This window comes from Brevibacterium sp. NPDC049920 (genome assembly GCF_040656435.1).
GTDB classification, from domain to species: Bacteria; Actinomycetota; Actinomycetes; order Actinomycetales; family Brevibacteriaceae; genus Brevibacterium; species Brevibacterium pityocampae.
Genome location: NZ_JBFAMF010000003.1, coordinates 151,580 through 177,738, shown reverse-complemented (window position 1 = coordinate 177,738; position 26,159 = coordinate 151,580). Strand labels below are relative to the sequence as shown.

The 26,159-nt window shown below is 71.1% G+C and carries 26 protein-coding genes and 1 pseudogene; 3 read left to right on the top strand and 24 right to left on the bottom strand.

Annotated elements, in window-relative coordinates; translation table 11 throughout:
- Positions 1-60: 60 nt before the first annotated feature.
- Positions 61-894, bottom strand: coding sequence for a 30S ribosomal protein S2 (rpsB, locus tag AB0I45_RS04050; protein WP_137320131.1), 834 nt, complete (start codon positions 892-894; stop codon positions 61-63).
- 449 nt (positions 895-1,343) lie between these two features.
- Here rpsB and AB0I45_RS04045 point away from each other — a divergent pair, with 449 nt between their 5' ends.
- Positions 1,344-2,396 (top strand): D-alanyl-D-alanine carboxypeptidase family protein, encoded by a 1,053-nt coding sequence (locus AB0I45_RS04045; RefSeq protein WP_360316937.1) that lies wholly within the window; start codon positions 1,344-1,346, stop codon positions 2,394-2,396.
- Positions 2,397-2,405: 9 nt separating this feature from the next.
- Here AB0I45_RS04045 and AB0I45_RS04040 read toward each other — a convergent pair whose 3' ends face one another.
- The 23 genes and pseudogenes from AB0I45_RS04040 to AB0I45_RS03930 all read right to left on the bottom strand — a co-directional run bounded on the left by AB0I45_RS04040 (position 2,406) and on the right by AB0I45_RS03930 (position 25,230).
- On the bottom strand, positions 2,406-3,461 hold the full coding sequence (locus AB0I45_RS04040; protein WP_360316933.1) for a tyrosine recombinase XerC: 1,056 nt from the start codon (positions 3,459-3,461) through the stop codon (positions 2,406-2,408).
- A 217-nt stretch (positions 3,462-3,678) separates the two neighbouring features.
- The gene (locus AB0I45_RS04035) at positions 3,679-4,935 is read right to left on the bottom strand and encodes a DNA-processing protein DprA (protein WP_137320132.1); all 1,257 of its coding nucleotides are present in this window, start codon (positions 4,933-4,935) and stop codon (positions 3,679-3,681) included.
- Positions 4,932-6,539 carry a YifB family Mg chelatase-like AAA ATPase gene (locus AB0I45_RS04030; RefSeq protein ID WP_360316929.1) on the bottom strand — a complete coding sequence of 536 codons (1,608 nt, stop codon included), beginning with the start codon at positions 6,537-6,539 and terminating at the stop codon, positions 4,932-4,934. Before AB0I45_RS04030 ends, AB0I45_RS04035 begins: the two co-directional genes overlap by 4 nt.
- Positions 6,536-6,886 (bottom strand): YraN family protein, encoded by a 351-nt coding sequence (locus AB0I45_RS04025; protein WP_137320134.1) that lies wholly within the window; start codon positions 6,884-6,886, stop codon positions 6,536-6,538. The genes AB0I45_RS04030 and AB0I45_RS04025 overlap by 4 nt, the downstream gene beginning before the upstream one ends.
- Positions 6,887-7,155: 269 nt before the next feature.
- Complete coding sequence (locus AB0I45_RS04020) at positions 7,156-7,473, bottom strand: DUF2469 domain-containing protein (protein WP_137320135.1); 318 nt, start codon at positions 7,471-7,473, stop codon at positions 7,156-7,158.
- A 25-nt stretch (positions 7,474-7,498) separates the two neighbouring features.
- On the bottom strand, positions 7,499-8,221 hold the full coding sequence (locus AB0I45_RS04015) for a ribonuclease HII (RefSeq protein WP_360316924.1): 723 nt from the start codon (positions 8,219-8,221) through the stop codon (positions 7,499-7,501).
- A complete protein-coding gene (lepB, locus tag AB0I45_RS04010) occupies positions 8,218-8,898 on the bottom strand; it encodes a signal peptidase I (RefSeq protein ID WP_360316921.1) in 681 nt (226 codons plus the stop codon). Before lepB (AB0I45_RS04010) ends, AB0I45_RS04015 begins: the two co-directional genes overlap by 4 nt.
- Before the next feature lie 100 nt (positions 8,899-8,998).
- Entirely contained in the window at positions 8,999-9,646 is a 648-nt protein-coding gene (gene lepB, locus AB0I45_RS04005; RefSeq protein WP_295689725.1) for a signal peptidase I, read from the bottom strand.
- A gap of 61 nt (positions 9,647-9,707) precedes the next feature.
- The gene (rplS, locus tag AB0I45_RS04000) at positions 9,708-10,049 is read right to left on the bottom strand and encodes a 50S ribosomal protein L19 (protein ID WP_137320137.1); all 342 of its coding nucleotides are present in this window, start codon (positions 10,047-10,049) and stop codon (positions 9,708-9,710) included.
- Between the two features lie 224 nt (positions 10,050-10,273).
- Entirely contained in the window at positions 10,274-11,092 is an 819-nt protein-coding gene (gene trmD, locus AB0I45_RS03995) for a tRNA (guanosine(37)-N1)-methyltransferase TrmD (protein ID WP_360316917.1), read from the bottom strand.
- Entirely contained in the window at positions 11,092-11,586 is a 495-nt protein-coding gene (rimM, locus tag AB0I45_RS03990; protein WP_137320139.1) for a ribosome maturation factor RimM, read from the bottom strand. The genes trmD and rimM overlap by 1 nt, the downstream gene beginning before the upstream one ends.
- 193 nt (positions 11,587-11,779) lie before the next feature.
- On the bottom strand, positions 11,780-12,010 hold the full coding sequence (locus AB0I45_RS03985) for an RNA-binding protein (RefSeq protein ID WP_137320140.1): 231 nt from the start codon (positions 12,008-12,010) through the stop codon (positions 11,780-11,782).
- 2 nt (positions 12,011-12,012) lie between these two features.
- On the bottom strand, positions 12,013-12,459 hold the full coding sequence (gene rpsP / locus AB0I45_RS03980) for a 30S ribosomal protein S16 (protein ID WP_137320141.1): 447 nt from the start codon (positions 12,457-12,459) through the stop codon (positions 12,013-12,015).
- A gap of 153 nt (positions 12,460-12,612) precedes the next feature.
- Complete coding sequence (gene ffh / locus AB0I45_RS03975) at positions 12,613-14,226, bottom strand: signal recognition particle protein (protein WP_137320142.1); 1,614 nt, start codon at positions 14,224-14,226, stop codon at positions 12,613-12,615.
- A gap of 139 nt (positions 14,227-14,365) precedes the next feature.
- Positions 14,366-14,704, bottom strand: coding sequence for a P-II family nitrogen regulator (locus AB0I45_RS03970; RefSeq protein ID WP_137320143.1), 339 nt, complete (start codon positions 14,702-14,704; stop codon positions 14,366-14,368).
- On the bottom strand, positions 14,701-16,011 hold the full coding sequence (locus AB0I45_RS03965) for an ammonium transporter (RefSeq protein ID WP_360316910.1): 1,311 nt from the start codon (positions 16,009-16,011) through the stop codon (positions 14,701-14,703). Before AB0I45_RS03965 ends, AB0I45_RS03970 begins: the two co-directional genes overlap by 4 nt.
- Positions 16,012-16,247: 236 nt before the next feature.
- Positions 16,248-17,450 (bottom strand): signal recognition particle-docking protein FtsY, encoded by a 1,203-nt coding sequence (gene ftsY, locus AB0I45_RS03960; RefSeq protein WP_360317118.1) that lies wholly within the window; start codon positions 17,448-17,450, stop codon positions 16,248-16,250.
- Positions 17,451-17,518: 68 nt separating this feature from the next.
- Positions 17,519-17,911: a hypothetical protein gene (locus AB0I45_RS03955; protein WP_137320146.1), complete on the bottom strand. Its 393-nt coding sequence runs from the start codon at positions 17,909-17,911 to the stop codon at positions 17,519-17,521.
- 131 nt (positions 17,912-18,042) lie between these two features.
- Positions 18,043-21,567 carry a chromosome segregation protein SMC gene (gene smc / locus AB0I45_RS03950; RefSeq protein WP_360316906.1) on the bottom strand — a complete coding sequence of 1,175 codons (3,525 nt, stop codon included), beginning with the start codon at positions 21,565-21,567 and terminating at the stop codon, positions 18,043-18,045.
- Positions 21,568-21,692: 125 nt separating this feature from the next.
- Positions 21,693-22,934 carry a type II toxin-antitoxin system HipA family toxin gene (locus tag AB0I45_RS03945; RefSeq protein ID WP_360316903.1) on the bottom strand — a complete coding sequence of 414 codons (1,242 nt, stop codon included), beginning with the start codon at positions 22,932-22,934 and terminating at the stop codon, positions 21,693-21,695.
- Positions 22,931-23,218: a helix-turn-helix transcriptional regulator gene (locus AB0I45_RS03940; RefSeq protein WP_265809928.1), complete on the bottom strand. Its 288-nt coding sequence runs from the start codon at positions 23,216-23,218 to the stop codon at positions 22,931-22,933. The genes AB0I45_RS03945 and AB0I45_RS03940 overlap by 4 nt, the downstream gene beginning before the upstream one ends.
- Positions 23,219-23,456: 238 nt before the next feature.
- Positions 23,457-23,615: pseudogene (locus AB0I45_RS03935) on the bottom strand (zinc finger domain-containing protein); the annotation flags it as partial.
- Between the two features lie 139 nt (positions 23,616-23,754).
- Complete coding sequence (locus tag AB0I45_RS03930; protein ID WP_360316899.1) at positions 23,755-25,230, bottom strand: HEPN domain-containing protein; 1,476 nt, start codon at positions 25,228-25,230, stop codon at positions 23,755-23,757.
- Positions 25,231-25,416: 186 nt separating this feature from the next.
- On the opposite strand from AB0I45_RS03930, the gene AB0I45_RS03925 reads away from it, so the two are divergent.
- Positions 25,417-25,698: a hypothetical protein gene (locus AB0I45_RS03925; RefSeq protein ID WP_360316896.1), complete on the top strand. Its 282-nt coding sequence runs from the start codon at positions 25,417-25,419 to the stop codon at positions 25,696-25,698.
- 122 nt (positions 25,699-25,820) lie between these two features.
- Positions 25,821-26,045 (top strand): helix-turn-helix transcriptional regulator, encoded by a 225-nt coding sequence (locus AB0I45_RS03920; protein ID WP_137320152.1) that lies wholly within the window; start codon positions 25,821-25,823, stop codon positions 26,043-26,045.
- The last annotated feature ends 114 nt before the right edge of the window (positions 26,046-26,159 follow it).

The window sequence follows — 26,159 nt, the reverse complement described above, 5'->3', positions numbered from 1 at the left end:
ACGTCACGCGACGTGTGGTGTCCCGGCCCGCACGGTGGTGCGGGCCGGGAGGGGTACGGATCAGGCCTCGGTGGTCGAGGCGGCGGGTGCCTCGGCTGCGGCCTCGTCGGTGCCCTTGCCCTCGAGGAGCTCGCGCTCCCACTCCGGCATCGGCTCGACCTCGACGGCGGAGACGTTCTTCTCGCCGCCCTCGTCGCCGGACGAGTGGCGCTTGATCAGGCCCTCGGCCACGGCATCGGCGATGACGCGGGTGAGGAGTCCGACCGAGCGGATCGAGTCGTCGTTGCCCGGGATCGGGAAGTCGACCTCGTCGGGGTCGCAGTTGGTGTCGAGGATGCCGATGATCGGGATCCCGAGCTTCTTCGCCTCGTCGACGGCGAGGTGCTCCTTCTTGGTGTCGACGATCCACACGGCGGACGGGGTGCGCGACATGTCGCGGATACCGCCGAGGGTGCGCTCGAGCTTGTCCTTCTCACGACGGAGGATGAGGAGCTCCTTCTTCGTGTGGCCGGAGCCGGCGACATCGTCGAAGTCGATCTCCTCGAGCTCCTTGAGGCGACGCAGCCGCCCGGAGATCGTCTGGAAGTTCGTGAGCATGCCGCCCAGCCAGCGCTGGTTGACGAAGGGCTGTCCGACGCGCTTGGACTGCTCCTGGATGGCCTCCTGCGCCTGCTTCTTGGTGCCGACGAAGAGGATCGAGCCGCCGTGGGCCACGGTCTCCTTGACGAACTCGAAGGCCGAGTCGATGTAGCCCAGGGTCTGCTGGAGGTCGATGATGTAGATGCCGTTGCGCTCGGTGAAGATGAAGCGCTTCATCTTCGGGTTCCAACGGCGGGTCTGGTGTCCGAAGTGGACGCCGCTGTCGAGCAGCTGGCGAATGGTGACGACGGCCATGCCGACGCCCTCCTTTCATGGTGCAGGCCATCGGGCCGGCACGCTTCAGGTCGCGGTCCCCCGGCGGTGTCCGACGCTGTTCCCAGCGCGCGGCACTGCCGGCTGCGACGATTCGGTTGATTCCTGGTATCCGCGGCCGAGTGCCCACGAATCGCACGGCACCGCGCGAGCGCTTCTGCGCTGCTCGCGGCTGTGGATTCGCACCGGTGGCACTCGTCGGTTCATTGGATACGCGTAGTCGGAAGTGGTCACACTCCCGCTGGCGCCATTCTACGTCGGGCGGCGAAAGGTGCCAAACCCGCGGGTGGAGGGTCTGGGGCGGGTGCTGCGGGAAGCGGCTGTGGACGGTGCGCCATCGGGTGCGGGTGCCCGCTGGGGACGGACGCCGTCTCGTCCACAGGTGTGGCGGCGCTCTGGCGGGAGCCGCAGTGGGCGCCGAGGGTGGGGCCATGGCCGATCCGCTCGTCTCCCCTCCCCTCGACCCCGCTCGCATTCTCCGCCCGGCCGGCATCGTGCGCCCGGCTCGCATGCTCCACCGGAACCGTGCCCTCCGCTCGCTGGGCGCGGCGCTCGTCGCGCTGCTGCTCGTCACCGCGCTCCCCCTCGACGCCCGGGCGGCGGATCACCCCTCGGACTGGTTCACCCCGGTGCCCGGCTACACCGTCACCCGGCCGTTCGACAAGCCGGCGCAGAACTGGGAGTCCGGGCACCGCGGGATCGATGTCGGTGCGCTGCCCGGCGAGGCGATCCGAGCGCCGGATGCCGGGACCGTGCGGTTCGCCGGGACGGTCGCGGGCCGGCCGGTGCTCAGCCTCGAGGTCGCGGGCTACGTCGTGTCCTTCGAGCCCGTGGGCTCGGAGCTCTCGGCCGGGGACGAGGTGTTCGCCGGTCAGCCGGTGGGCACGGTGGCGGAGCCTGCGCACTGCGAGACCGGATGCGTCCACGTGGGCGTGTGGCGGGCGGATGCGGAGAAGGACTACCTCAATCCGGCGTCGTTCTTCGCCGCGGATTCGACGGTCCTCCTGCCCGAGGCCGAAGCCCCCTCCGAGCTCCCCGCGGTGCCGGCCGGTGACGACGGGGCGAGCGGGGCCGGCCAGTGGGGCGGTCACGAGAACGGCCGGATCCCGGCGGTCGCGACGTGTCCGCTCGCCTCCGCACCCGGTCACCGGCTGCGCTGCGATGCGGCGAAGGCCTTCGATGCGCTCGATGCGGCCTACCGTGAGGAGTTCGGTCGCGGGATCTCGGTGACGGATTCCTACCGGGACTACGAGACGCAGGTCGTCCTCAAGCGCCGCAAGGGCCGGATGGCCGCGACCCCCGGGAGGTCGAACCACGGCTGGGGGCTCGCCGTGGACCTCGGCGGCGGCATCAACTCCTTCGGCACGGTGCAGCACGAGTGGATGCGGTCGAACGGTCCCCGGTTCGGGTGGATCCACCCGGCGTGGGCGCGCAGCGGCGGTTCGCTGCCCGAGGCCTGGCACTGGGAGTTCCGGTCCGGGTGAGCGGGCGCCTCAGGCGCGGGGGTGTGCCCGGTAGTAGCTCTCGGAGAGCCGGCCGAGGGAGACGTGGGTGTAGATCTGGGTCGAGCTCAGGGTCGAGTGACCGAGGTACTCCTGCACCTGGCGGAGGTCGGCACCGTTCTCCACCATGTGCGTCGCGGCGGAATGGCGCAGGCCGTGCGGGGAGAGCTCGGCGACCCCGTCGACGGCGGCGGTCGCCCGGTGGACGATCTCGCGCACTTGGCGCACGTTGATCCGCCCGCCACGGACCCCGAGGAAAAGGGCCTGGCTGCGGCGATCAGCCGAGCCTTTGGAGGCGGAGGCGGGGGCGGGGGCAGAGAGTTCGGGCCGCCCGCTGGCGATCCAGGCCTCGAGAGCCTGCGCCGCCGGCAGGCCGTAGGGCACGCGGCGCTCCTTGCCCCCCTTGCCGAGCACGGTGATGAGGCGGCGCTCCGGGTCGAGGTCGGAGACGTCCATCGCGGCGAGCTCGGACACCCGCACCCCGGTGGCGTAGAGGACCTCGAGGATCGCCGCGTCGCGGAGAGCGATTGCGCGGTCCCGAAGTGAGGGCGGGGCGGTGGCGTCGGCTGGGTCGGGATCGGGGCGGGTGGGATCGGTGTCGGCGCCGGCTCGGGCCGCGCGATCCATGACGGCGGCGGTCTGCGACTGCTGGAGCACGGCCGGCAGCCGGGATCCCTTGCGGGGGCTGGCCAGGCGGGCCGCCGGGTTGCGCTCCATGCGCCCGGTGCGGGTGCAGAAGGCGCAGAACGAGCGGATGGCGGCGATCCGCCGGGCGATGGTCCCCGGTTCCGCGCCGCGACGCGACTGGTCCATGAGCCACTGTCGCAGGTTCCCGAGCTCGATGTCGGTGAGTGCGAGTGCGTGACCGTCGGCCTCGGTGAGGAAGGTCATGAGGGAGCGCACGTCGGCGGAGTAGTTGCGCACCGTGTGCACGGAGGCGTTGCGCTGGATGCGGAGGTCCTCGACGAACGCCTCGAGCGCATCCGCGTACTCCGGCGACAGCTGGTCCGCTGTCAACGGAGGGGCGTGCGGGTGGGAAGCCGACATGCTTTCACTGTAGATCACCACGAGCACAGCTCCCGGGAGCCGAGCACCCGACTCCGGAGCGCCATGTGACTCCGAAGCTCCGTGTCACTCCGGAGCTCCGTGCGTCTCCCCGGGGTCGCCGTACGACTCCCCGGGGTCCGGGTCCGATGCGCTGATGTCCGGGTGAGCGCCCGGGGTCTGCGAGTTGAAGTCCGGGTCACGGGTGTGGCGGGGCGGATCACGGGTGCCGCAGCTTCACCCACCCGTGGTCGCGGCGCTCGGCGAGGCCGGCGAGCTCGAGCGCGGCGAGCGCGGCCATCGCCGATGCCGTGTCGAGGCCGGTGCGGGCGGCGAGCGCCGCGGCCTCCGCGCCCCTGCGCTGGGGCAGCGCACTGTAGACCCGAGCCTGCTCCTCGCTGAGCGCATCGGTGATCTGCAGCCGTCCCTGCTCCGGGGAGGTCTCGCCTCGCCCGCCCCGATCGTCCCCTGCCGCAGCAACGGCCGGATTCGCAGCGCTGCTCAGCGGCTCGACGAGTTCGCGCACCTCCTCTGAGGAGGTGACGAGCACTGCGGCTCCCTCTCGGATCAATCGGTGGCAGCCGGCGGAGTCGTGGGCGGTGACCGGACCCGGCACCGCCCCCACAGGTCGCAGGAGTTCGGCCGCCCGATTCGCGGTGTTGAGCGCACCGGAGCGCCAGCCCGCCTGCACGACGACGGTGGCAGCCGCGGTCGCGGCGATGAGGCGATTGCGCATGAGGAAGCGGTGGCGCATCGCGGTGCTGCCGGGCGCGGCCTCGGAGACCACGGCGCCCGCCCGTGCGACCGCTCCCAGGAGTTCGGCGTTGCCGCGGGGATAGTAGCGATCCACTCCCCCGGCCATGAATGCGACGGTGGCGGCACCGGGGCCGTCGATCGCGCGGAGTGCGCCGTCGTGCGCGGCGGCGTCGATGCCGTAGGCGCCGCCGGAGATCACGCTGTGCCCGGCCGCGACGAGGTCGTAGGCGAGGGACCGGGCGAGGTGGAGGCCGTAGGAATCCGCGGCGCGCGATCCGACGAGTGCGATCGATCCGGCGCACAGCGCGGCCAGGTCACCGCTCCCGCGCACCCACAGGCCCACCGGTTCGTCGAGCCCGAGCTCCCGGAGCCCGGACGGCCACTCGGGGTCGCCGGCCTGGACGAGGCGGGCGTCGAGCGTGCGCATGATCCGCAGATCGCGGGCGCCGTCGAGGTGGGGCACCCGGAGCATCCACCGGTCGATGGCTTTCCCGATGTCGTCGTCCCGCGCCGTGAGCCCGGCCTTGGCCGCGGCCTCGCGCAGCGTGCGGTGGAGCTCCGTCCGGGGGCCGTCGAGGAGGCCGCGCAGCGCTTCCGCCCCGGTATGGAGCACGGCCGCGCGGAGCAGACGGTCCCCCGGTTCGGAGATCCGCAGGATGTCGGCCGCTGCGACGGGGTCCGCGATGTCCGTGTGCTCCACGGGGGCCGGCTCGATGCTCACGAGGTCTCCCGGATGCGCAGGACGAGAGCGGAGAGCAGGTCGTCGCCCTGCGGACGGGTGCGCCCGGCGAGGTCGGCCAGTGTCGTCGCGATGCGCACCACCCGGTCGTAGCCGCGCATGGTGATCCCGCCGCGTTCGAGCGCGGTGTCGAGCGGCGCGGTCTCCGTGCGCCGGAAGTCGAAAGTCTCCCGCAGCCACGCGCCCGGTGCCTGGGCGTTGAGCGACCACGGCAGTCCGGCGTAGCGGTGCGCCTGGATCTCACGGGCGCGGGCCACCCGTGCGGCGACTGTCGCGGTGTCCTCGCGCGGGGACGTGGCGTGGAGGTCGGCGGCGACGAGCGGGAGCATCTCGAGCTGGATGTCGATCCGGTCGAGCAGCGGTCCGGACAGCCGGCCCCGGTAGCGGCGCCGGTCGAGCGGGGTGCACCGGCAGCGGGTGGAGCCGCCGACCCCGGCCCCGCACGGGCAGGGGTTCGAGGCCAGCACGAGCTGGAACCGCGAGGGCAGCACCACCGAGCCCCAGGCGCGGTGGATGTCGCAGCGCCCGTTCTCGAGCGGCTGCCGCAGCGCTTCGAGCACGTCGCGGCGGAACTCCGGCGCCTCGTCCATGAAGAGGACTCCCCGGTGGGCGCGGGAGAACACACCGATGCTGCCGGGCCGGGAACCGCCCACCATGGCCGAGGCGCTAGTCCGGTGGTGGGGTGCTTCGAAGGGCGGGGTCCGGTCGAGGCCCGCGGCCGGGTCGAGAGTGCCGTCGAGCGAGCGCAGCGCCACGACCTCGCACGCCTCGTCGACGTCGAGCGGCGGCAGGAGACCCGGCAGGCAACCGGCGAGGAGAGTCTTGCCGGCACCGGGAGTCCCGGTCATGAGCAGATGGTGTCCGCCGGCGGCGGCGACCTCGAGCGCGAAGCGGGCATCGTCCTGGCCCTGCACCTCTGCGAGATCGTGGACGTCCGGCGGCGGCAGCGCGGCGGCCTCCGGCAGTTCGATCGCCGGGAGCCCGGGGTCGTCGATCTCCCCGCCGAGCATGGTCACCACGTCGGCGAGGTTCGCCGCACCCCGCACCTCGGCGCCGTCGACGAGACCGGCCTCCTCCGCGTTCGCCGCCGGGACGACGAACCAGGTGGCCCCGGCGCGCAGTCCGGCGAGCACACTCGGGAGCACCCCGCGCACGGGGTGGATCCGGCCGTCGAGGCCGAGCTCGCCGATGTGGACGATGCCGCGGGCGCGGTCGGCGGGGATCTTGCCCTCCGCCTCGAGGATCGCCACGGCGATGCCGAGGTCGAATGCGGTGCCGACCTTCTTCACCCCGCCGGGCGAGAGGTTGACCGTGACCCGGCGGGAGGTCAGGGTGATGCCGAGGTTGGAGATCGCGGCGCGGATCCGCTTGCGCGATTCCGTCACCGAGGCGTCGGGCAGTCCGACGATGTCGATCCCCGGCAGGCCGTCGTTGACGCTCGCCTCGATCGACACCGGGGTCCCGGAGATGCCGTGGAGCGCGACGGCCGTGGTGCGCCCGAAGCTCCGCGACGCGGATGCGGTACTGCGGCCGCGCTTCCGGGATCGTGCGGTGTCGAGATCGACGGGCGGGGGCGGGGCGCTCATTGTGCGGCCCTGACGTGGGTGATGTCCGGCAGCCCGTTGTTCCACAGGATGCCGATGACGTCGAGGCGGAACGCGGGGATCCACTCCTCCTGCGCCGCGAGCCAGCGCAGGGCGAGCCCGCGCAGCGTGGAGAGCTTGCGATAGGTGATCGCCTCGAGCGGGTGCCCGGCGCGGGCGTTCGCGCGGGTCTTGACCTCGACGAAGACGACGGTGTCCGCCTCCCGGGCGACGATGTCGATCTCCCCGTGCCGGCAGCGCCAGTTGAGCGCGAGGATCTCCCAGCCGTGCTCGATGAGGTATTCCTTCGCGCACGCTTCGCCGCGGCGGCCCAATGTCATCGTGTCCATGCGCCCACCGAACCAGGCTGGGGCGGCGGGGTCAGCGGCTCGGTTCCCCCTGTGGACGGCGGCGCACGTCTCCACAGCCGGCGACCGCATGCGTGGGCGTCCGCGGATGCATCTGTGGACCAGAGGTGGGGTGGGCCTGTGACCCGAAGTGCGCGCCCCCGCGATCTGGGGCTTGCACTCAGGGGCGCGCGATCATCGTCCGGCGGTCACGGGCCTCCGGCCAGTGGTCACGAGCAGGCGATCACGGGTCAGCGGTCACACGTCTCCGCTCAGCGCGGCAGGGAGGACGGCGGTTCGAGATCGGACTTGGCGATCTCCTCGATGTTGACGTCCTTGAAGGACAGCACGTGCACCTGCTTGACGAAGCGGGCGGTGCGGTAGGTGTCCCACACCCAGGCGTCGCGGAGGGTGAGCTCGAAGTACACATCCCCGGAATCGTGGTGCGCCTTGAGATCGACGGAGTTCGCCAGATAGAAGCGCCGCTCGGTCTCCACCACGTAGGTGAACAGTCCCACCACGTCCCGGTACTCCCGGTAGAGCTGGAGTTCCAGTTCGGCTTCGTAGTCTTCCAGGTCCTCGGCACTCATGCGCCCATCCTAGAACAGACCGCCCTCACCCCAGGCGGAAGGACCGTCGGTGGTGCACCGTCGCTCCGTGCTCGGCGATCGCGGCCCTGTGCACCGGAGCGGGGTAGCCGGCGTTGCGCTCCCAGCCGTAGGCGGGGAACTGTTCGGCGAGCTCGGCCATGAGCCCGTCGCGGCCGACCTTCGCGAGCACGCTCGCCGCCGCGATCGTCACGTGCGTCCCGTCCCCCTTGACCACCGTGCGCACCGGCGGCACGACGACCTCGGCCGCATCCCCGTAGTGCTCGAGCGCGTCGAAGGTCAGCGGCAGGGAGAGCCAGTCGAAGGACCCGTCGAGGAGCACGAGGTCGGCATCCGGCAGCCCGGTGAGCGCCCGCCGGCCGGCAAGGCACAGCGCCGAGCTCAGACCCAGCGCGTCGATCTCCGCCGGGCTCGCGTACGCCACGGCGCGGTGCGGCTGCCAGACGGCGACCACCTCGGCGATCCGCGCCCGGGCGGGGATGGAGAGCTGCTTGGAGTCGTGGATGCCGGCGGGCACCTCGGCGGCGGTGAGGGCGGCGAGGTCGAAGTGGACGGCACCCACCCCGACCGGACCGGCGAGGCAGCCGCGCCCCACCTCGTCCATCCCGATGAGCGTGCGCACCCCGGAGGCGAACAGCTCGCGCTCGAGGCTGAGGTCGATGAGCCCGGCGAACGGCTTCCGCGCCGCCCGGCGGGCCGGTGCCGTGGCGCGCCCGGTGCCGGCGGTCACGGGGCGGGGACCCCGGCGAACACCTCGTCCGGGGTGCCCATCGGGCGGATCCGGTCGGCCGGCCAGTTGATGAAGAACACCGTGCCGACCACGGCGTCCTCGGGCACGAACGGTCCACCGGCGGAATCGGTGTTGAAGCGGGAATCGAGTGAGTTCGAGCGGTTGTCGCCCATCACCCAGTAGTGGCCGTCCGGCACGGTGACCTCGAACGGGATGTCGGAGGGTGTGGCGCCCTCGGCGAGGTACGGTTCGTCGATCGGTTCGCCGTTGACCATGAGCCGGCCCTGGTCGTCGCAGCACTCCACGGTGTCGCCGCCGACCCCGATGACCCGCTTGATGAGCTGGGTGCCGGCGTCGGCCGGTACGAGACCGAGGAACTCGAGGACGGGGTTGGGCGTGTACTGCTGGGTCACCGAGGTGTCGAGCCAGCCGCCGGGATCGTCGAAGACGATGATCGTGCCGCGGTCGGCGCCGGGCCAGGGCAGCTGGTTGACGAGGATCCGGTCGTCGACCTGGAGGGTGTCCTCCATCGAGGCCGAGGGAATGTAGAAGGAGCGCATGACCCAGGTGCGCACGACGGTGGAGATGACGAGCGCCACGATGATGATGATCGCGGCCTCCTTGAGGAGGGCCGGGATCCGACTCGGTCGGCGGGGCGGTGCACTGTCCTGGGTCACGCCTGGCAGTCTATCCCCCGGCCCCGGCCGTGATTCCCAGCCGCCCACTGAACCCGTTCGGGGCTCCGGGCCGACAGCAGGACCGGGCCGGACACGATCCTCAGCCGATCACGGAATCGACCGCGGAACCGTGGCCGATCACCGTGCCGAGGATCCGGTCGACGGGGATCATCCCGCCACCGGGACGGCCGAGCAGCGCGCGGGAGTCGGTCGAGTCCGCGCGGTTGTCCCCCATCATCCACACCCGCCCGGCCGGCACCTCGATGGCGAAGTCGGTGTCCGAGGCGCGCATCCCGTGAGGCACGTACGGCTCCTCGAGCGGCTCCCCGTTGAGGAGCAGGCGGCCTTCGGCGTCGCAGCACTCGAGGGTGTCGCCGCCGACGGCGAGGATCCGCTTGACGTAGTAGACGTCCCGCGGGCCGACCCCGAACCAGGAGCCGAGCTGCTCGGCGCCGCTCGGCGGGGCGCTCGCGATGAAGGACCCGCGACCGTCGAACACGACGACGTCGCCGCGGTCGACGGAGTCGGCCAGCGCGTCCGGGCGCCACACGGTCACGGTCCCGCCGACGGGCAGGGTGGGCTCCATCGACGCCGAGGGGATGCCGAAGCTCTGGACGCCGACGGCGCGGATGAGTCCGGCGGCGAGCAGCGCGCACACGAGGACGATGCCGAGGGCGCGCAGCGCCCTGCGGGCACGAAGAAGGCGCGGCCCTTCCGGGGCCGCGCCTGTCCTCGACTGTTCGGTCATCGCCGCACGCCGATCACCTCGGCGGCCCGGTGCCCTGCGGGCGTCCGGAACGTGGCTGCGCTCAGCGCTTCTCGCGGATGCGAGCGGCCTTGCCGCGGAGCTTGCGGAGGTAGTAGAGCTTCGCCCGGCGGACGTCGCCGCGGGTGAGGACCTCGATCTTCTCGATGATCGGGGAGTGCACCGGGAAGGTGCGCTCCACGCCGACGCCGAAGCTGATCTTGCGGACGGTGAAGGTCTCGCCGATGCCGCCGCCGTGGCGACGGATGACGATGCCCTTGAAGACCTGGGTACGGGTGCGGTTGCCCTCGACCACGCGGACGTGGACGTTGAGGGTGTCGCCGGCGCGGAACTCCGGGACGTCGGGCTTCAACGACTGGGCGTTGAGTGCATCAAGCTTCTGCATGATTCGTCATTCTCCTGTGTGCGCGCCCCGGGTCGGCACGACATTGCTCGGACCGGCTGGTGGCCGGATGAGATGAGGTCGTCTGCCGGAGCGCGGCTGCCGTGTCACGGCGGCGCGGACGCTCCTGGCGGCATCGCTCCCCCCGAGGCAGGACGGTGCCAGCAAACGCAAGAGTTTAGTCTAGTCGGACCGGGGCCGAGGCGCCAATCCGGAGATCGAGGCGGTCACCCGGGGCCGTGCGCGGGTGCCGCGTGGTCGGTGGCCTCGGCGAGCACCGCCCGGTCGCGGGCGTCGAGGGTGTCCGGGTCGAGCCCGGCAAGGAGGTCGGGGCGGACGGCGGCGGTGCGGCGCAGGCGCTCGTCCCGCCGCCAGCGTGCGATCGCGGCGTGGTTGCCGCTGAGCAGGATCTCCGGCACCGGGTGCCCGCGCCAGTCGGCGGGCTTCGTGTAGACGGGGTACTCGAGGAGGCCGTCCTCGTGGGACTCCTCCGTGAGCGACTCCGGGTTCCCGATGATGCCGGGGATGAGGCGGGCGATCGCCTCGGTCATGACGAGAGCTGCGACCTCGCCGCCGTTGAGCACGTAATCGCCGATCGAGTACAGGCGGACCTCGGCGCGGTCACGGGCCCAGTCGACGACGCGCTGGTCGATGCCCTCGTAGCGGCCGCACGCGAACACGAGGTGCTCCCGGCCGGCGAGCTCGGCGGCCGCGGACTGGGTGAAGGGGGTGCCGGCGGGGCTCGGGACGATGAGCACCGGGCGCTCGGCAGGTGCGGACGGTTCCGCACCGGTCGCATCGGTACCGGCTGCGGCCGGTTCGGCGAGGAGCGCGGTGAGCGCCTCGGCCCAGGGCTCGGGCTTCATCACCATGCCCGCTCCCCCGCCGTACGGGGTGTCGTCGACGGTGCGGTGCCGATCGTGGGTCCAGTCGCGCAGGTCGTGGACACCGAGGTCGATGAGCCCCTTCTCCACCGCCCGGCCGATGAGCGAGAGCCGCAGCGGCGCGAGGTACTCGGGGAAGATCGAGACGACGTCGAGGCGCATCAGGCGTCCTCGATGAGTCCGGGCGGCGGGTCGAGGACGATGCGACCGGCCTCGAGGTCGACCTCGGGCACGATCTGTTCGACGAAGGGGACGAGCACCTCGGCGCCGGAGGCCAGCGTGATGTGGAGGAGGTCCTGGGCCGCGCCCGGGGTGACTGCGGAGACGGTGCCGATCCGGACGTCCCCGACGAACGCCTGAGCGCCCACGAGGTCGTCGATGTACCAGGCGTCGTCGTCCTCGAGGGTCTCCGCGACGGAGATCAGGGTGTTGCGGACCTCTTCGGCACGGGTGCGGTCGGCGATCTCCTCGAAGGTCAGCAGGAGCCGGTCGCGGTGCCAGCGCGCGCGGGACAGCGTGAGCGCGCCGATATCGGGCTCGGTGGAGAACACCGCACCGGGGACGAAGCGCTCCTCGGGGGCATCGGTGCGGACCTCCACGGTGAACTCACCGCGGATGCCGTGCGGCTTGCCCAGACGGGCGACGACTGTGCTCACGCTTCACTCCTGGTTCGAGGGGCTGTTCGAGGGACTGCTCGCAGGTCCGCGCGGCGGTGCGCGGGTACCGGATCCCGCCGGGGCGGTGCGCGGGATCCGGCGGAACTGTGCCGAGAATGCGAAATCCCAAGGTTCTGTTCACAGAAACCTTGGGAAATCGCAATGTCGCGGGGGGCCGGGTGCGCGGCGGGCGTCAGGCCTCGACGAGGTCGACGCGGACGCTCTCGCGCCCGGCGAGTGCTCCGATCACGGTCCGCAGCGCCTTCGCGGTGCGACCGGACCGGCCGATCACCCGACCGAGGTCGTCGGGGTGCACGCGCACCTCGAGCGAGGTGCCGCGGTGTCCGCTGCGACTGCGCACCGAGACGTCCTCGGGGTTGTCGACGATGCCGCGGACCAGGTGTTCGAGAGCGTTGGCGAGCATGATCAGGCTTCCGCCTTCTCCTCGTCGGTCGACTCAGCGGCCGCGGGCTCCTCGGCGGGGGCCTCGGCTGCGGGCTCCTCGGCCTTGTCGCCGCCCTTGGGCGTCGTCGCCTCCTTGATGACCGAGCCGGTGGCCGGGGCCTCGAAGGCCGCCTTCTCCTGCTGCGGCTTCACGGTGCTGACGGCCTCGCCCTCACCGGTGAACTTCTGCCAGTCGCCGGTGAGCTTGAGCAGGGCGCGGACCTGGTCGGTCGGCTGGGCGCCGACGGACAGCCAGTAGAGCGCGCGCTCGGAGTCGATCTCGACGAGCGAGGGCTCCTCGAGCGGGTGGTACTTGCCGATGTCCTCGATGGTCTTGCCATCGCGGCGGGTCCGCGAGTCGGCGACGACGACGCGGTAGAAGGGTGCATGGACCTTGCCCAGGCGGGTGAGGCGAATCTTGACTGCCACTGTAGTGGTGTCTCCTTTGGAAGATAGGTGTCGCGGTCCGCTCGCGGGTCCGTGGGGCAGGACGGTGCGGGCATGATCGCGTGGACTGAACCGGCCCGAGGTTGAGAGGGTCCCCGGCCGGTCGAGTACAAGGGACCATTGTGCCAGAAAGTGCTACTTGCTGCCACCTGAGCCGAACATGCCGCCGAAGCCCTTGGGCAGCTTGCTGAGGTCGAGCTCCTCGTCGCCGCCGAGGTCGATGCCGCCGAACGCGGAGCCCGCGGGATCGGGCGCCTGACCCTGCTTCCGCTGCTCGGCGAGACGCGCCTGCTCGGCGCGCTTGGCCGGGTTGCCCGACTTGCCGGCGGGCTTCTTCTTGCCCTTCTTCTTGTTCCGCGAGCCGCCGCCGGGTCCACCACCGCCGGGCATCTGCGGCATCCCCGGCATCTGGGGCATGCCCGGCATCTGGCCGCCGCGGCCGCCGCCGCCCTTGCGCATCTGGCGCATCATCTTCTGCGCCTGCACGAACCGCTCCATGAGCTGATTGACCTGGGTCACGGTGGTGCCGGAGCCCTTGGCGATGCGCTGGCGGCGCGAGCCGTTGAGGATCCGCGGGTTCGCCCGCTCGTACGGGGTCATCGAGCGCACGATCGCCTCGACGCGGTCGATCTCGCGCTCGTCGAACGCCTCGAGCTGCTCCTTGTACTGGGACATGCCCGGCATCATGCCGAGCATCTTCTTCAGCGACCCCATCTTCTTGATGGCGGCCATCTGGGTGAGGAAGTCGTCGAGGTCGAAGTCCTCGCCGGACTCGACCTTCTTGGCGAGCTTCTCCGTCTCCTTCTGGTCGAAGGTCTTCTCCGCCTGCTCGATGAGCGTGAGGATGTCGCCCATGTCGAGGATGCGGTCGGCCATCCGGTCCGGGTGGAACTGCTCGAAGTCCCGCAGCCCTTCACCGGTGGAGGCGAACATGATCGGCCGGCCGGTGACCTGGGCGACGGACAGCGCGGCGCCGCCGCGGGAGTCGCCGTCGAGCTTGGAGAGCACGACGCCGGTGAAGTCGACGCCGGCGAGGAAGGCCTCGGCGGTGGTGACCGCGTCCTGGCCGATCATCGCGTCGATGACGAAGAGCACCTCGTCGGGGTTCACGGCGGCGCGGATGTCCGCGGCCTGCTGCATGAGCACCTCGTCGATGCCGAGGCGGCCGGCGGTGTCGACGATGACGACGTCGTAGAGCTTCGAGCGGGCGACGTCCATCGCGTCCGTCGCGACCTTGACCGGATCGCCGACGCCGTTGCCGGGCTCGGGTGCGTAGGTGAAGGCGCCGGCGCGCTCGCCGACGACCTGGAGCTGGTTGACGGCATTGGGCCGCTGGAGGTCGGCGGCGACGAGCATCGGCCGGTGGCCCTCGGACTTGAGCCAGTGGGCGAGCTTGCCGGCGAGCGTCGTCTTGCCCGCGCCCTGGAGTCCGGCGAGCATGATCACGGTCGGCGGGCGCTTGGCGAACTGCAGGCGACGGGTCTGCCCGCCGAGGATCCCGACGAGCTCGTCGTTGACGATCTTGACGACCTGCTGGCCGGGGTTGAGCGCCTGCGACACCTCCGAGGACAGCGCCCGCTCGCGGACCTTCCCGGTGAACGTGCGCACCACCGGCAGCGCGACGTCGGCGTCGAGCAGCGCACGCCGGATTTCCCGGATCGTGGCGTCGACGTCGGCTTCGGAGAGCCTGCCCTTGCCGCGCAGGTTCTTGAAGGTCGTCGTCAGCCGATCGGAGAGGGAGTTGAACACGAGGTTTCGCAGCTTTCGTCGAGGGAGGCCGAGCAGTTCGACCTCCCAGGGTACCAAGTCCCGGTGCATGAATGATCCCGGGGCGGGAGCCGTGATCGGCACCCGCCCCGGGACTTCTCTGCCATGCAGCCGGCTGGGACTACAGGGCAGCCTCTCCCTCGCTCCGGTCGGAGACCCGGATGATCTGGTCGACCGCGGTGATCCAGATCTTGCCGTCGCCGGGCTGTCCGGTCGTGGCCCGGGCGAGGAGCACATCGCAGATCCGCGGCGCGTCCTCCGCCGAGGCGAGCACCTCGATCCGCAGCTTGGGGACGAGGTCCTGCGTGTACGCGGCACCTCGGTAGAACTGCTTGTGGCCCTTCTGCCGTCCGTAGCCGCTGGCCTCGGAGACGGTCAGACCCTGGACTCCGAACTCCTCCAGGCCGTCGCGGATGTCCGCGAGCTTGTCGGGTCGGGCGATGGCGGTGATGAGCTTCATGCGTTCACACTTTCGTCGAGGGTGGTCGTCCTGCGGTGCGCGGCCGGCGACGAGGGGTGCGGTCGGAAGGCGCCGCCGGTGCCCAGACCGCCGTACTCGTAGGCCGTCTCCGCGTGCTCGGTGAGGTCGATGCCGGTGACCTCGTCCTCCTCGGCGGCCCGCATGCCGATGGTCTTGTGGATCACCATACCGATGATGAAGGTGACGATCGCGGTGAAGAGGATCGCGAAGACCGCCGCCACCGTCTGCGCGACGAGCTGACCGAGGCCGCCGCCGTAGAACAGGCCGCCGCCCTCGCCCTCGACCGGCAGCGCGAAGAGGCCCAGGGCCAGGGTGCCGACGAGACCGGACACGAGGTGGACGCCGACGACGTCGAGCGAGTCGTCGTAGCCGAGGCGGTACTTGAGTCCGACGGCCAGCGCGGAGCAGATGCCGGCGATGATGCCGATCGCGATCGCGCCGAGCGGGGACACGTTCGCACAGGCCGGGGTGATCGCCACGAGGCCGGCGACGATGCCCGAGGCGCCGCCGAGGCTGGTGGGCTTGCCGTCGCGCATCCACTCGACGAGGATCCAGGCGATGAACGCCGCGGCCGGGGCGGCCATGGTGTTGACCCAGATCAGGCCGGCCTCGGCGGGATCGGTCGCCGCGCCGCCGTTGAAGCCGAACCAGCCGAACCACAGGAGGGTGGCGCCGAGCATGACGAACGGGATGTTGTGCGGGCGATGGGAGGGATCGGTGCCGAAGCCCTTGCGCTTGCCGATGATGAGGGCGAGGACGAGGGCGGCGATGCCGGCGTTGATGTGGACGACGGTGCCGCCGGCGTAGTCGATCGCCTCTCCGAAGGTGCTGCCGATGAGGCCGTCGGCGGACAGCAGGCCGCCGCCCCACACCATGAAGGCCATCGGGCAGTAGACGAGCGTGACCCAGACGGGCACGAAGACCATCCAGGCGGAGAATCTCGTCCGGTCGGCGATGCCGCCGGAGATCAGGGCGACGGTGATGATCGCGAAGGTCGCGCCGAAGCCGGCGCCGATGAGGTCGGTGGTGCCGACGAGACCGCTGAGGCCGAAGGCCTCGAACGGGTTGCCGAACAGCTGCGCGACTCCGGTCGATCCGCTCATCGAGAAGCCCCAGAGGACCCACACCACGCCGACGACGGCCATCGATGCGAAGCTCATCATGAGCATGTTGAGGACGGACTTGGCGCGGGTCATGCCGCCGTACAGGAAGGCGACGCCGGGCGTCATGAGCAGCACGAGTGCGGCGCTCACCATCACCCATACGTCCACTGCAGTGATTTCCATGGTTTCGTTCCAGCCGTGAGATGTTCAGGACGGGTGGCCGACCTCGAGGTCGGGCTGCCCGTTCCGCGGAGATCTGTGGCTCCGCTGGTGAACATTCTCGAATCCCGGTGTTTCGAGACGGAACGTCCCAGGTTTCGGCTGCGTTACGGGTGCGGCGGCGGCGTTACGACCGTGTTTCGGGTCCCATCCACGACCCGGCGGCAGGGGCCGGCCGCCTGATCGCGACCGGTTTCAGGTCACTGCTCGGCGAGCAGGGCGTCGACGAAGCCGGCGGCGTCGAAGGGCGCGAGGTCGTCGGCGCCCTCGCCGAGCCCGATGAGCTTGACCGGCACGCCGAGCGCACGCTGCACGGCGACGACGATGCCGCCCTTCGCGGTGCCGTCGAGCTTGGTGAGCACGATGCCGGTGATGTTCACGGCCTCGGAGAACACCTTCGCCTGCTGCATGCCGTTCTGCCCGGTGGTCGCGTCGAGGACGAGGAGCACCTCGTCGAGGGAATCGTGCTCCGGCGACAGGGGACGGGCGGCGACGCGCTTGACCTTGCGGAGCTCGTCCATGAGCCCCTTCTTGTTCTGCAGGCGCCCGGCGGTGTCGATGAGGACGACGTCGGTGCCCTCCTGCATCCCGCGCTCGACCGCGGTGTAGGCCACGGAGGCCGGGTCGGCGCCCTCGAGACCGCGCACGGTCTCGACGCCCACGCGCTCACCCCAGGTGGTGAGCTGTTCGGCGGCGGCGGCGCGGAAGGTGTCGGCGGCACCGAGCAGCACCGAGCGGTCCTCGGCGACGAGCACGCGGGCGATCTTGCCGACGGTCGTCGTCTTGCCGGCGCCGTTGACGCCGACGACGAGGACGACGGCGGGGTCGCTGTCGGCGCGCTCGACCTGCAGGCTGCGGTCCATCGTCGGGTCGACGACGGCGATGAGCTCCTCGCGCAGGAGGTCGCGGACGGTCTGCGGGTCGCGCGTGCCGAGCACGCGCACCCGCTCGCGCAGCCGGTCGACGAGCTCGGTGGCCGGGTCGACGCCGAGGTCGGCCATGATCAGCGTGTCCTCGATCTCCTCCCAGGTCGACTCGTCGAGGGTGTCGCGGGAGAGCAGGGAGAGCAGGCCGCGGCCGAGGGAGGAGTTCGACTTCGCCAGCCGCGCGCGGAGCTTCGCCAGCCGGGTGCGCGGCTCGGTGGGGGTCTCGAGCTCCCGGGCGGGGACCTCGGGCACGGTCTCGACGACGACCTCGCCCTCGACCTCGGGGGCGGTGGCCGGCGGCGCCTCGAGAGTGTCGGTGCCCGGACCGCGGTGCGGGTCGGTGGTGAGGTCCGGAGCCGTCGGCGGCAGGTCGCGACGGCGGCGGGTCTTCGGCGGACCGTAGAGGGCGATGCCGGAGACGACGAACACGAGGACGAGGGCGCCGAGGAGGGCGATGAGACTGATGGGATCCACGATCAGCTCCTAAGTGGGTTGCTGTGGGGTGGCGGGTCCGGGCCGGCGGGCTGCGGCAGCCGGCCGGCGGGTCAGCCGAAGAGGAGGACGATGGCGGTGCGGAAGCCGGTGCCGGTCTCCGGCACCTTCCAGTGCCGGGTCCGGGGTCGGAACGTCAGCCAGGGCGGCGAGGCGTGGCGGCGGGGCTGCGGGCGCAGGGCGTAGGAGTGCTCCTGCATCGCGGTGACGGCCGCCTGCTCGCGGGTCGCGAGGTGGGAGGTGTCGCCGTCGTGGCCGAAGAAGCCGTGGACGTCGTCGTCGAAGCCGGTCCATTCCGAGGGCAGGCGGAAGCGCTGACGGCCCGAGGGCTTGATCCGACCCTCGGCGCGCAGGCCGGGCAGGGCGACGAGGAGGACGATGACGAGCCCGATGCCGAACGAGACACCGAGCCCGATGAGGATGACGATCCCGGCGCCTACATCCATCGGGTGCCCCGCGTGGCGGTAGGTGAGGACATCGGCCGGTCGCTCCTTCGCTGGGTCGGGTCGTGGGCGGTCTCCCACGAGGACTCCGACCAGTGTATCCGCCCGTGCCGGTGCCGCCGGACGGGCACGCGTCAGCTCGTCTGGTGAATTCGCTGGGAGATCACACGGGAGATGCCGTCGCCGGACATCGTCACGCCGTAGAGGGCGTCGGCGATCTCCATCGTCCGCTTCTGGTGGGTGATGACGATGAGCTGCGAGGACTCGCGCAGCTCGCGGAACACGGTGAGGAGGCGGGACAGGTTGACGTCGTCGAGGGCGGCCTCGACCTCGTCCATGACGTAGAACGGGCTGGGCCGGGCTTTGAAGATCGCGACGAGCATCGCGACCGCGACGAGCGAGCGCTCCCCGCCGGACAGCAGGGAGAGCCGCTTGACCTTCTTGCCGGCCGGGCGGGCGTGGACCTCGACGCCGGTGGCGAGCATGTCCTCGGGGTCGGTGAGGGTGAGCGAGCCCTCGCCCCCGGGGAACAGGCGGGTGAAGATGTCGGCGAACTCCCGCTGGGTGTCCGCGAAGGCGGCGGCGAACACCTCTTTGACGTGGTCGTCGACCTCGCGCACGAGTCCCATGAGGTCGCGGCGGCTCGTCTCGATGTCGGTGATCTGCTTCTCGAGGAAGTCGTGGCGCTCGGTGAGCGCGGCATACTCCTCGAGCGCGAGCGGGTTGACCGCGCCGATCGACTTGAGCGTCCGCTCCGCGGCGGCGTGGGCCTTCTCCACCGCGGCGCGGACGAACGGCTCCGGCGCATCCTCCTCCGCCGGTCCGGGCACCGGCAGGTGGGGACCGAACTGCTCGACGAGGTGGTCGGCGGACAGGCCGATCTCCGCCTGGGCGCGGCGGGTGAGCTCGTCGAGGTGGATGACGTGACGCTCCCGGGTGAGCTGGGCCTCGTGCTCGGCCCGGGTGAGCGCGGCGAGGTCGTCGGCCCGCTCCGTGCGGCGGGTGCGCGCCTCGGCGAGCGCGGATTCGAGCCCGCCGCGGTGGGCGCGGGAGGCGGCGAGCTCCTCCTCGGCCCCGGATTCGAGTGCGCTGAGGTGGGTGGCGAGGGCCGCGGCGACGCGGGCGAGCTCGGCGACGCTGTCGGCCTGGGCGCGGCGGCGGGCGGCGGCGCGCGCGGCCTGCTCCCGGGCGGCCTCCTCGGTCTCGGCCTGGCGGCGCAGCGCGGCGACCCGGTCGGTGAGGAAGCCGGCCCGGTCCTCGATCGAGCGCAGCGCGATGCGGGCCTCCATGACCTCCTCGCCGAGCCGGCGGGCGGTCGCGGCGAGGGCGTCGCGCTCCTCGGTGTCGGGTTCGGCGTCGACGGTCTCGGAGTTCTCCGCGAGCGCGGCGTCGGCGGCATCGAGCGCGGTGCGGGCGGTTTCGGCCTCCGCGCCGAGGCGCTCGCGGGAGGCGGCGAGCTCGCTCAGCCGGGTGTCGAGCGCGTCGAGGGCGGCGGCGGCACGGGACAGCTCCTCGCCGGCGGTGACGATGCGGGCGTCGGATTCGTGGAGGGCGCCGAGCGCGGCCTCGACGGCGGCCCGGGCCCGTTCCTGCTCCGGGGCGAGGGCGGCGAGCGCGGCGGCGAGCTCCTCCCGGCGGGACCGCAGCCCGGCCATGAGCTCCTCGGTCTCCGCGAGCGCGGCGCGGGTGGCGATCCGGGCGGCCTCCGCGGAGCCGGCCCGGCGGATGCCGCGGGCGCTGACGACCTCACCGGCCGGGGTCACGGACACGGTCTGCGGGTCCGCGCGCAGGGCGGCGACGGCGGCGGTGAGGTCCGGGGCGGTCGTGACACCGGCGAGTGCGGTGTCGAGGAGGGCGGCGAGGCCGGGGTCCGGGGTGGTGACGAGTCCGCGCAGCGGGCGTGACCCCGCGGCCGAGGCGGCGGCCGGGGAGGCCTCGGGCGCGGAGCGGGCCGGGGCGGGGTCGGCGATGACGACGTCGACGAGGGTGTCGGGGCCGACGTGTTCGAGCACGGCGAGGGCGGCCTGCGGGTCGTCGGCGAGGATCGCCTCGGCCGCGTGGTCGAGGACGGCGGTGACCGCGGTCTCGTACCCGGCCTCGATGGTGAGGAGCTCGCCGACGGCCGCGCGCACGCCGGGGATGCCGGCGGCGAGGATGTCCGCGGTCGCGGCGGCGAGCCGGGTGCCGATCCGCAGTGCCTCGGCGCGGGCCTCGGCCTGGCCGAGCTCGGTGTCGACCTCACGGAGCTCGGCGCGCACGGCCGCGGTGCGCTCCTCGAGCGCCGTCTGTTCGGCGAGCGCGGATTCATGGGCGGCATCGAGCTCGCTCTCCCCGGATTCGGAGGCCTCCGCCGCGGCCTGCGCTGCGGTGAGCCGGGTGCGGGCGGTGGTGAGCCTCTCGGTGAGGTCGGTCTCCGTGGTGTCGAGGGCGGTCAACCCGGTCTGCGCGTCGGTGAGCGTCTTGTGGGCGACCTCGCGGGAGCTCTGCAGGTCGGCCCGGGAGCGCAGCTGGGCGGAGATCCGGGCGCGCTGCGCGGTGAGGGCGGTTTCGGCCTCGGTGAGCCGGGCCTGGGTCTCCTCGCGGCGCTCGCTGAGCGCGGTCAGGGTGCGGGTACGGCCTTCGACCTCGCCGCGCGCCTCCGCGAGCTCGGTGGCATAGCGCGCGGCGCGCTCGCGCAGCGCGGCCGGGGTCTCACCGGTGCGCTCCGGCGGGGCCTGCTCGAGGTAGTGGACGCGGTCCCCGGCGCGCTCGGCGAGTGCGCCCGCACGGGCGGCCAGGGTGCCTGCGGTGCGGAGCCGGCGGCGGATCTCCTCGGTGCCGGATTCGTGCCCGGTGATCTCCGCCTCGAGCTCCGCGATCCGGGTGTCGAGCCCGGCGAGCTCGGCCTCGAGGGCGGCGGTGCGCTCCGGGGCGCTCTCCGGTCCGGCGGCGGAGGCGAGCCGCGCCTGGGCCTGGACGATGTCGTCGGCGAGCAGGCGGGCGGCGGTGTCGCGCAGGGTCGCCTGGACGACGGCGGCGCGCTTGGCGGCCTTCGCCTGCCGCCCGAGCGGTCCGAGCTGGCGGGCGAGCTCGGTGCGCAGATCGGAGAGCCGGTCGAGGTTGGTCTGCAGGCCGGTGAGCTTGCGCAGGGCCTTGTCCTTGCGGCGGCGGTGCTTGAGGACGCCGGCGGCCTCCTCGATGAATCCGCGCCGCTCGAGCGGGTCGGCGTGAAGGATCTGGTCGAGGCGGCCCTGCCCGACGATGACGTGCATCTCCTTGCCGAGCCCGGAGTCGTTGAGGAGCTCCTGGATGTCGAGCAGGCGGGCCGGGGCGCCGTTGACGGCGTACTCGCTGCCGCCGGTGCGGAACAGCGTGCGGGAGATCGTCACCTCGGTGTACTCGATCGGGATCGCCCCGTCGGTGTTGTCGATCGTCAGGCTGACCTCGGCGCGGCCGAGTGCCTGACGCTGCGAGGTCCCGGCGAAGATCACGTCGTCCATCTTGCCGCCGCGCAGGTTCTTCGCCCCCTGTTCCCCCATCACCCAGGCGAGCGCGTCGACGACGTTGGACTTGCCCGAGCCGTTCGGGCCGACGACGCAGGTGATCCCGGGCTCGAGGTCGATGCGCGTGGCGGACGCGAAGGACTTGAAGCCGCGCAGGGACAGGGACTTGAGGTACATGGTGGACTCAGCCTATCCGGCGCCGGTGCGGGGGCCGCGGGTGTGCGGGGCAGATGTGGCTCGACCGGCCGCCGACGGTCGGACGCTCCCACTCGTCAACGGGCACAGCGGCGGCTCTCCTGACATCATGTCGTGCCTGCGGCGGCAGCCACAGCGCCCAAGCGGGTCTCGATCGATTCAGCCATCTCTGTGATCTCGCGTTCCCGGATCCCGTTCGAACGCGCAGCCTCTCTCCATGCCGCCAGTGCCGCGGAGACGGCACGGATCCGCTCACGCGCCTGATCGACCGTCAGGCTGCACTCCTGCGCCAGTGCGAGCAGGGCCTCGGCTTCATCGGGAAGCGCATCGGCGCCCATGATCGAGGTGGCGCGCGTTCGCCATGGGTCAGGGCTCGGGTTGACGTCGAACGCGGGGCTGAGCGTCCAGAATCCTCGGTCGGCGAGGAACCCGTGGTTGCGCAGGTGATCGTCGGTGTTTCCCAGGGCGACGCCGGCGACTGCGCGATCGAAGAGCTCGTGGTGGTCTGTCGAGAGGGAACGCGAGAGATCCCTCATGGATCCGGCGATCTCGCCATAGTCGCGGTGGTCGCCGTCGGATGCGGCGAGCGCCGTAATCGCACTGATGTAGCCGACGCGGTGCCCACGGGGCGTGCGGTCGAACCGTCTCAGGAGGAGCACGCTGCGCTCTCCTACTCGGGTGAGCCGTCGATCGGGTGTTCTGATCCCCGCGGCGTCCAGCAGATCCAAGGCCGTCGCCTCCCAGGCCATGACGTCCCACTGGTCGCTGCCGTGCGGGAACTTGGCGATCGCCAGTGCGCCGTCCTCGAGGCGCACCGAGGCCTTGGGGCGGGCCCCGCCCAGCCCGGTCGTCCCCGTGTCGAGCAGCTGCTTCACTGCGGCAGCGGGGTCCTCGTCCGAGGTGAGCTCGTCGGAGGCGCGTAGCAGCTCCGGGAGCGAGACCAGCTGCGGCACGTGAGACGGCTCGCCGAGGAACTCCGTGCTGCCTGCGAGCCGATACCGCAGGGCTCCCTGGCGCGTGTCGTCGCTGACACCCAGGAGGAAGTCGAGGTCATCGAGTCGGCGCGGCGCTCGGTGTGCCTCACGGGCCCGGACGCGCTCCGCCTTCTCGATGAGGTTCCGGCCCCAGCGGTCGGGAGCACTGTCCGCGAAGGCTCGCACCAGCCCGGACTGGTGCTGCGCGCCCGCCGTCACCGGCAGGGCCGGGTCGATGCTGCTGCCGCCCCCCGCCAGATAGCCCGGGTCGTAGAGGAACGTGGTGGAGATCCGGCCGCGCCGTCTGCTGAAGTGCGCCTGGCCCACCAGTGCGGGCTCCCCGGCCCGATCGACGAAGATCTCGACGGTGGTCATCGCGCACGCTTCCTCGCGAGCTTGCCGGCGCGAAGCCTGCCGATATCGCTCTCGAGCGGGTCGACCGCATCGACGGCCTTCTCAAGGACCCCGAGGGCGCGCAGCACCTGTGCGACGTTGCCGAAGCCCACACCTGCGTCCCCGGACTCGACCCTGCGCAGGGTATCCCGGGTGATGCCGGCGCGCTCCGCCACCTGCTGAGCGGTGAGCCCCAGCACCATTCGCCAACCGCGCACGTGCTCACCGAACTCCGCGAGCTCGCGGTCGATCCGATACCCAGGCATTCGGCCACCTCCTGTCAATGACGAGAATAGCACGCACATCATGACACTGTGACGAGTATCCTCGGCATTCTAATGGCGCGCATCGAGGTGTCCGCGCCGGCGGCAGTGGTGGACGGGACTGCACGGATCCCTGGTGAGAGGCGCGCCCAGCGCACGACGAGTGCTGGATGACGCGTGGACGACCCTGCTGGTGGCCGACTCACCGGACTCGTCAGTGCGCCGCACCCGAACGGTGGACTCAGCCTGTCCAGGCCCGACGCGGCGGCCGCTGGCATGCGGGGCACACGTGCGACGAGCGGCCGCCGACGGTGAGCCGGGTGATCGGGGTGCCGCAGCGCGGGCAGGGCTGCCCGGTGCGGCCGTAGACCTGGAGGCTGCGCGCGAAGTACCCCCATTCGACTCGTTTATGACGCTCACCAATGGCCAGTCGAGTCGTGATTCCAGTGGTGACTCGATGGGGACTCGACTCCCTTACGTGGGGCTGGCTACACCGTCAGTGAAGCGATCGAAGGTACTGCTCCTCGCCTTCGACGAGCTCATACTTCGGGCGTCACGAGCTCCGCCCTCGCCCAACGCGCGATCATCCGGAGTTGTGGATGCTCCCTCACGATCGCTCGCTGACGGTCCGCGGGCAGCCCGATCTCGTGCAGGAGATTCAGGATCACCACGCCCGTCGTGACCTCGACGACGGCGACGAGCTCCTCGAACTCGTGCCTCGGGGCGCGTCCCTCGTGAGCCAGGTCGTTGCGGGCCTTTACCGTCCTGCTGGCCCATCGTTCAACATCAGGAACGAGCACGGACACCGCCTCCTGGTCAGGCCGATTGACAAGAGCCCCCAGCCGGTCGCGGAGAGTCATGTCGTTGTGGATCGCGGACTTGAGCCGCTCCCGCTGATCCTCCGGAGCGACCTCAAGCATCGCCTCGCGCATCTTCTTGAACTCAGCATTCGGCATCGGGCGCTCTTCGATTCCGAACGCCCGATGGAGGGCTTCGGCAGCGCCGACCGCCATGAGAAGACGGCTCTCGACGTACTGCGCTGGCGCGTACCGCAGCGCCAAGATCAGGTCCGTCGAGGCCCGGAGGCGATCACGCACCGCGCACCATCGCGGGACGATCTCCTGGAACGGGATGTCGCTGCAGGTGAAGAACACTCTGTGGTGCTCGATGGCCTTTGCATCCCGCTCCCCCACGGCGGCGGGCGAGTAGAGCACCTCGACATAACGCTCCATCGGATGCCGTTCGGCCCCCAGCCCGTCTCCCGTCAGCTTCAGCCGCAGCCAGATCACCCCGGCAGCACGATGGGTCGCGAGCGAGATCAGGTCCTGCAGAGACTTCGCCGACGCGAGCGCTTCCTCGAAGGAGCATGCCTCCGGCGGAGCAACCTGCAGGAAGACCGTGTCACGGATCCGCGCGGTCGTCCTCCCGCGAAGCTCGTCGACGTACGGAGGATTGCGAAGATGCTCGAGTGAGTACTCGGTGCCATCGACCAGGACCGACGTCGACTCCAGCGGCTTCGCACAGATAGAGCCGCTGCCATCGAACCGCGTCCCGCCTGGCCCACCGATCGACGACGAGAAGACCCCGTCTGCCGCCCAACGACCGACATCCTCGACGGAGACCTGAAGTCCTTCGAACAGTGCAGCTTCCGCGTTCGCAGCGTGGACGCCGATCAGCGCGGATTGAGCCGAAACCACCTGCTTGTCGGGGCTCTTCACCCGCGCGCCGAAGGATCGGTTCGTGCTCGTCGGGATGCACCCAAGGAGGGTGATCTCCCTCTTCTCAGCGACGCCGTGGATGACGTCCCACGACCGTGTGCCCTCATATATCTGCACGACGTCCGGTCGGGGCGACGTCATGATCCGGTCCTCGAAGGTGCCGATCAACGTCAGCTCCGCACCGCCGTCGCGGTCGTATCGCAGCACGCCCGGGACACGCTCATCCGGCGCATCGGGCAACCACCACAGCCCAGACCACTCGTGGGAATCGACCAGATGCAGCGGCTCGGTCGGCATATGCGTCCCCCTACACGACTGATGCCCCGGGAGTCCGGGCCAGGAGGTCCGAATAGTCACCGGGGCGTACGCCTTCGATTCTAGCAGTGCCGACTGCTCAGCCCGCCTGGTGAGACATCACGGAGATCCCCCTGCAGGCACCCCTCTGACCTGACGTCTCCTCCGCTTCGCCTCCTTCTCTGCAAGATGATCGAGAAGCACCTTACGCAGAGCGATCTTCTGGTCGCGTGTCAGCGGCTGCGCAGTGGCTCGGATCCTTCGAACATGCTCCTCCCGAGCCGCGTGACCGAACACCTCGTCGAGCTCAGCGACCCGGACCCAAGCCTTAACCACGTGCCGCCCATCGCGAGCCGTGGACCCTTCTACGCGCGCCGTCAGAACCCCAGCCTTGATCCGCCGGCGAATGGCCTGCGGGCTGCACGACTCGCGCCCTGCCGCCGCAGCGATGTCGATCCACTCGTCTTCTGACCCCATGCCCTACTCGCTCCTTCGCATTGCCCGGATCCTGACGCGAACGCGATCACCCCCGGACCATCGGATGTGAATCATAGTCCGTGGACTCATGGTCATCGTAGCGAAAGCGTTGAGATATGAGGGAGTCCGCGCACCGCATCGCATTCGGCGAGCATCTCCGCGAACTCCGCCAGGAGCGAGGGTGGGCCTCCCAGGAGGCCTTCGCTCACCACGTCAGTCTGGACCGCACCTACATAAGCGGCCTGGAGCGCGGCCGCCGCAACCCAACGCTCGACATCATCGTCAAGCTCGCCCACGGGCTCGATGTCTCCCCCGCGGAGCTCCTCGCGACGGTCAACTAGCTAGCACCCCCGAAGTGGCGCGATCTCGCGAATACGTGTGAACCGACTTCCCTGACGCGACTGCTCCGACGAAGCCGAGGGAACGAATAGAACAGCTCGACGGCGGGGCTGTAC